General features: G+C 75.8%; 4 protein-coding genes, 1 pseudogene and 1 riboswitch. Of the genes and pseudogenes, 1 reads left to right on the plus strand and 4 read right to left on the minus strand.

Features of this window, described 5'->3' with window-relative positions:
- The 3 genes from AOK15_RS38735 to AOK15_RS38745 all read right to left on the minus strand — a co-directional run.
- A partial coding sequence (locus tag AOK15_RS38735) for a CbiQ family ECF transporter T component (RefSeq protein WP_055523609.1) occupies positions 1–989 on the minus strand: 989 nt, incomplete at its 3' end.
- Between the two features lie 193 nt (positions 990–1,182).
- On the minus strand, positions 1,183–1,926 hold the full coding sequence (locus AOK15_RS38740; RefSeq protein ID WP_055523603.1) for an SCO2322 family protein: 744 nt from the start codon (positions 1,924–1,926) through the stop codon (positions 1,183–1,185).
- A complete protein-coding gene (locus tag AOK15_RS38745) occupies positions 1,923–3,257 on the minus strand; it encodes a prenyltransferase/squalene oxidase repeat-containing protein (protein WP_055523605.1) in 1,335 nt (444 codons plus the stop codon). Before AOK15_RS38745 ends, AOK15_RS38740 begins: the two co-directional genes overlap by 4 nt.
- A 114-nt stretch (positions 3,258–3,371) precedes the next feature.
- Positions 3,372–3,511: riboswitch (cobalamin riboswitch) on the minus strand.
- Positions 3,512–3,552: 41 nt separating this feature from the next.
- Between AOK15_RS38745 and AOK15_RS38750 the strand changes: the two genes are divergently transcribed.
- Complete coding sequence (locus AOK15_RS38750) at positions 3,553–4,290, plus strand: phosphotransferase (protein ID WP_055523607.1); 738 nt, start codon at positions 3,553–3,555, stop codon at positions 4,288–4,290.
- 24 nt (positions 4,291–4,314) lie between these two features.
- Here the strand turns inward: AOK15_RS38750 and AOK15_RS38755 are convergent.
- Positions 4,315–4,656: pseudogene (locus AOK15_RS38755) on the minus strand (MBL fold metallo-hydrolase); the annotation flags it as partial.

Here is a 4,656-nt window from a genome sequence, read left to right on the forward strand (position 1 = left end):
GGCCACAGCGGGAGGTCCGGGGCGGTGAGGGGGACGACGGCGGGGTGCAGGGCGGCGGAGTCGTACGCCTCGCAGAGGATCAGGAGGACGGCGACGGCCGCGCCCGACGCGCCCACCAGGGACGCCCGTACACCCCACGGGTCCGGCCGGTAGCGGGTCCGGGGCGAGCGACGGCCGCCCAGACGCAGACCCGCGAGCGCGGCGGCCAGGCCGGTGAGGAGGACGGGGAGACCGTAGGTGCCGCCGGCCGCGGTCAGTACGCCGTACGTTCCCGCGCAGACACCCAGCAGTCCGCCGAGGGTCAGCGCGGCCGTCGTGCGGCGGACGCGGGCCGGGACCTCGGCGGTGCGGCCGTACCCGCGTGAGTCCATCGCGGCGGCCAGGGCCACCGACCGTTCCAACGCGCCCTCCAGCACGGGCAGTCCGACCTGGAGCAGCCCCCGGATGCCCCGGTCGGGGCGACCGCGCAGCCGCCGGGCGGCCCGCAACCGCTGCACGTCCGCCACCAGATGCGGGGCGAACGTCATCGCCACCACCACGGCCACGCCCGCCTCGTACAGGGCGCCCGGCAGCGACTTCAGCAGCCGGGCCGGGTTCGCGAGGGCGTTCGCGGCACCGACGCAGATGAGGAGCGCGGCCAGGCGCAGACCGTCGTACAGCGCGAACAGCACGCCCTCCGCGGTCACCCGGCCGCCCAGGCGGATGCCCTGCGCCCAGTCGGGCAGCGGGACTTCCGGGAGCATGAGGAGGGTGTGCGTGCCGGGAATGGGCGAGCCCAGCACCACGGCGAAGGCCAGCCGGATGACCAGCACCGCCAGGCCGAGCTTCACGAACGCGGTGTACGAACGGGCCCACGGGGCGTCCGTGCGGTGCGTCGCCACGACGTACCCCGCCACGGCTATGAGGAGGGCCAGGAGGAGGGGATTGGTGGTGCGCGACGCGGCGGTCCCGAGCCCGAGGGCCCAGAGCCACCAGGCGAGGGGGTGCAGGTGGTGGGTCCGGTGCCCCTGACGCGGGGGATACGGCGGGTGCGTGGTCGGCGTGCGGCGCGGGGGGCGCGTGCCCTGCGCACGGTGTCCGCAGTGTCCGCAGTGTCCGCGGTGTCTGCGGTGTCTGCGGTGCGGGGGGCCCGTGGGGCGCGTGCCCTGTGTGTCCCCCGCGCCGTGGGCCGACGGTCCGTGGCTAGCCACGGCGGCGTCGCCTGGCCTGCCACACCGCCGCCGCGCCGAGCACCGCGACCGCGCCGACACCGACGAACAGGCCGACGGACGGGCCCTTCTCGTCGGAGGTGCGGGCGTCGTCGGAGGCGGCCGAGTCGTCGGACGCGCCGGACGTGCCGGATGCGTCGGAGGTGCCTGAGGTGCCGGATGCGTCGGAGGTGCCTGACGCGTCGGGGCCGTCGTCGGCGATCGCCTCCCCGCATCCCTTCCGGGGGTACCCGGCGATCGAGCAGAGCAGCGCGTTCGTGTCGTACCGGAGCGGCTTCGCCACGGCGGCCAGCGCGTCGGCGGTGGTCGCGTCCGACGGCACGCGCGCACAGGCGGTGCGCGCCGGCGGGGGCGTCTCACCCGTCGGCGCGTCCTCGGCCGTGCCGAAGTCGAGGACGAGCGCGATCCGCTTCTGCCCGTCACGGGCGGCCGTGCCCGAGCAGATGGCGTCGAAGCGGGCGGCCCCGCGCGGCTCGGCGGCGTCGTCGGAGTCCTCGCTGACGGCGAACCGGAAGCCCTGGACGTCCCCGTCCGAGGGCCGCGCCGTCGACGGCCCCTGCGTCGCGTACACCCAGCCGGAGCCGTCCGCCCCCCGGTCCCAGAAGGACCAGTACCGGTAGGCGGCGGCATGGGCCGGTCCGCCCAGCCCCACCAGCGCGCACAGCAGAAGCAGGGTCGCCGCCGACGCGGCCGTGACGCGCCCGCCGGTGCGGGTCATGCCCGTCGCCGCTTCCGGGTGAGGCGCGTCAGCGCGGCCCCGGCGAGCGCGGCGAGTCCGAGTCCCGCGCCCAGGACCACTCCGGTCGCGATGCCGCCGTCGTCCCCGCCGCCGTCGGCGGTGTCGTCGCTCGGCACGCTCGTGTAGTCGGCCACGTCCCGCGCCGGGCCGGTCTCGGTCAGCTGCGCCACGAGGTCCGCGCCGCCGAAGTCGCGCGGGTCGGTGCCGGCGGCGTGCGCGGCGAGGATGAGCTGGGCGTACGCGGCGGGGCCGGACTTCGCCGCCCAGGGGCCGTAGTTCTTCTCCAGCCAGGCGAGCGGCTTCGCGGTGGCGTCCGTGTTCCCGGCGGCGGCCAGCGCCACGACCGCGTCGGCGGTGTTGCCGAGGTCGGGCTGGTCCTCGGCGCCCGCGAGCGCGGACTTCAGGTAGCCGTCGGAGGTGAGGGCCCCGGCGAGGTACACGGCACCGTTGTGCGCCGCGTCCTCGGTCGAGGTGCCGTCGACGCAGCCGGAGGCGCCCCCGGAGTCCCCGTTCTCACCCGAGTCCCCGTTCTCACCCGAGTCCCCGTTCTTCCCCGAGTCCCCGGTCTTCCCGGCGTCGACGACGAACCCTTCCCCCAGGCTGCCGACCACGGCGGCGGCCGTGGCGTCGGCGTTGGCGGCGAACCCGCCCTTCTTGTCGGGCTGGTAGGCGAAGGCGCCGCTGCCCTCGGCGCCGGCGGCGCAGGGGAGGGCGAGGGCGCGCAGGGCATCGTAGGGGGAGTGGCCGGCCTTCTTCTGCCCGCCGGGCGTCTCGCCCACGGCGGCCAGCGCGCCGATGACGACGGACGTGGAGTTCGCGTCGCTGGGCCCGCCGGCGGTGAAGCCCCAGCCGCCGTCGTCGTTCTGGTTGTCCTTCAGCCACCCGGCGGCCCGCTCGGCCTGCGCGTCGTGCCCGCCTACGGCGGCGAGCGCCTGCACCGCGGCGGCCGTGCTGTTGGTGTCGACGGCCGTCTTGGCGTCGCACTTGGCGGTGGGGTCGGGCCGGTACGCCGCGAACGCCCCGTTCGCGCACTGCTGGCCGAGCAGCCAGTCGACGGCCCCGGTGCCGGGCTTCTCCCCCGTGGCGTCGAGGGCGACCAGCGTGAGCGACTGCCGCCAGACGCCGTCGAACTTGGGGTCCGTCGACCCGTACAAACCGGTGGGTATCGCCTGCGACGGCGACGCGGACGGGGCTGCGGGGGCGGTGTCGTCGGCGAGGGCGGCCGGTGCGAAACCGGTGCCGAGTCCGGTGCCGACCCCGGCTGTGGCGGCCAGTACGGCGACGACCGCGGCGCTGCGGCGGACATTCATGATCGGCGGTGCCTCTCCCTGACGGGAGCCGGGCGCCACGGCGCGACGCCGGGCGGCTCGGCTCCGTATTCCTCGACGGTGCCGTGCACCGGCGGACGCCGGTGACGCGAGCCGGTCACAGTTCCGCACAGGGCAGTCCGACTCGCCGATCGCGCGGACGGCTTCGGCTCACGGTTGCGGGTCAGCGCCGGATTTGCACCGGCTTCCCCCTGTACGGGCGTGACGACCCGGCCACTCTACCTGCCGGTAGGCAACAGCCTGAGGGCCACCTGCGCCGGACGGTAGGTTCGCGAACATGCGGACGGGGAGACTGCTGGGCGCGGGGCGCACGGCGGACGTGTACGAGATGGCGGACGACGAGGCCGAGGGCGGCTCGCCCGGGGAGGCCGGCCACGGGGCCGACGCTCACGGAACCTGGGTGCTGCGCCGGTACCGGGACGGCTGGGGCGACGCACGGGCCGAGGCCCAGGTCATGGACCACGTACGCCTTCACGGCTACCCGGCCCCACGCGTCCGCACGGCCACCCGTACCGATCTGGTCCTCGAACGCCTTTCGGGCCCGACCATGCTGGAGGCGATCGCCGCGGGTGCCCTCCCGCCGGCCGAGGCCGGCGCCGAACTGGCCCGCCTCCTCCACGCGTTGCACGCGCTCCCGCCCCGCCGCTCCGCCGACCCGGCGACCCGCGTCCTCCACCTCGACCTGCACCCCGAGAACGTCCTCCTCACCCCGGACGGCCCCCGCGTCATCGACTGGGCCAACGCCGAGGAGGGCCCGCCCGGCCTCGACTGGGGCATGTCGGCGGTCATCCTCGCCCAGGTCGCGGCCGACACGGTCGACCCCCGCGCCCCCTTGGCCCACGCGATCCTCACCGGCCTCCTCACCCACCAGCCGCCCGGCGCCCCCTCGGCCCTCACGGAGGAGGGCCTGACGGAGGCGATCAACCGCCGGTCGCAGAACCCGACGATGAGCGTGCGAGAGGTGCGACTCCTCGATCGGACCCGGGAGTTGATCCGTTCGGTCGGCGCCCCCTGAGGCCGGGTACGGCGACGCCCGGTCTCACGCCGCCACGTACGTCACCGGGTCGGTCCCCGGTACCGCCTCCGCCCGGCCCTGTTTCACCAGGCGCCGCAGGTGGGCCTCCGCCTCGGCGACGGCGATGTTCCGCGAGCTGTAGGGGATCTGGGCCCAGGGGCGGTTCCACTCCATGCGTTCGGCGAGCTGCCACGGCGTGAGCGGGGTGGTGAGGAGGGAGCGCAGGCCGGTGAGGCGGGACTCGTGGTGCGTGAGCAGCTCCCGCACACGGGCCGAGGCGTCGGGGAACGTGTACTGATGAGCCGGGAGGACCTCGGCCGGACCCAGCCGGGCGACGCGTTCGAGGGAGTCGAGGTAGTCGCCGAG

It is taken from the genome of Streptomyces ossamyceticus (genome assembly GCF_001418475.1).
Taxonomy (GTDB): Bacteria; Actinomycetota; Actinomycetes; order Streptomycetales; family Streptomycetaceae; genus Streptomyces; species Streptomyces ossamyceticus.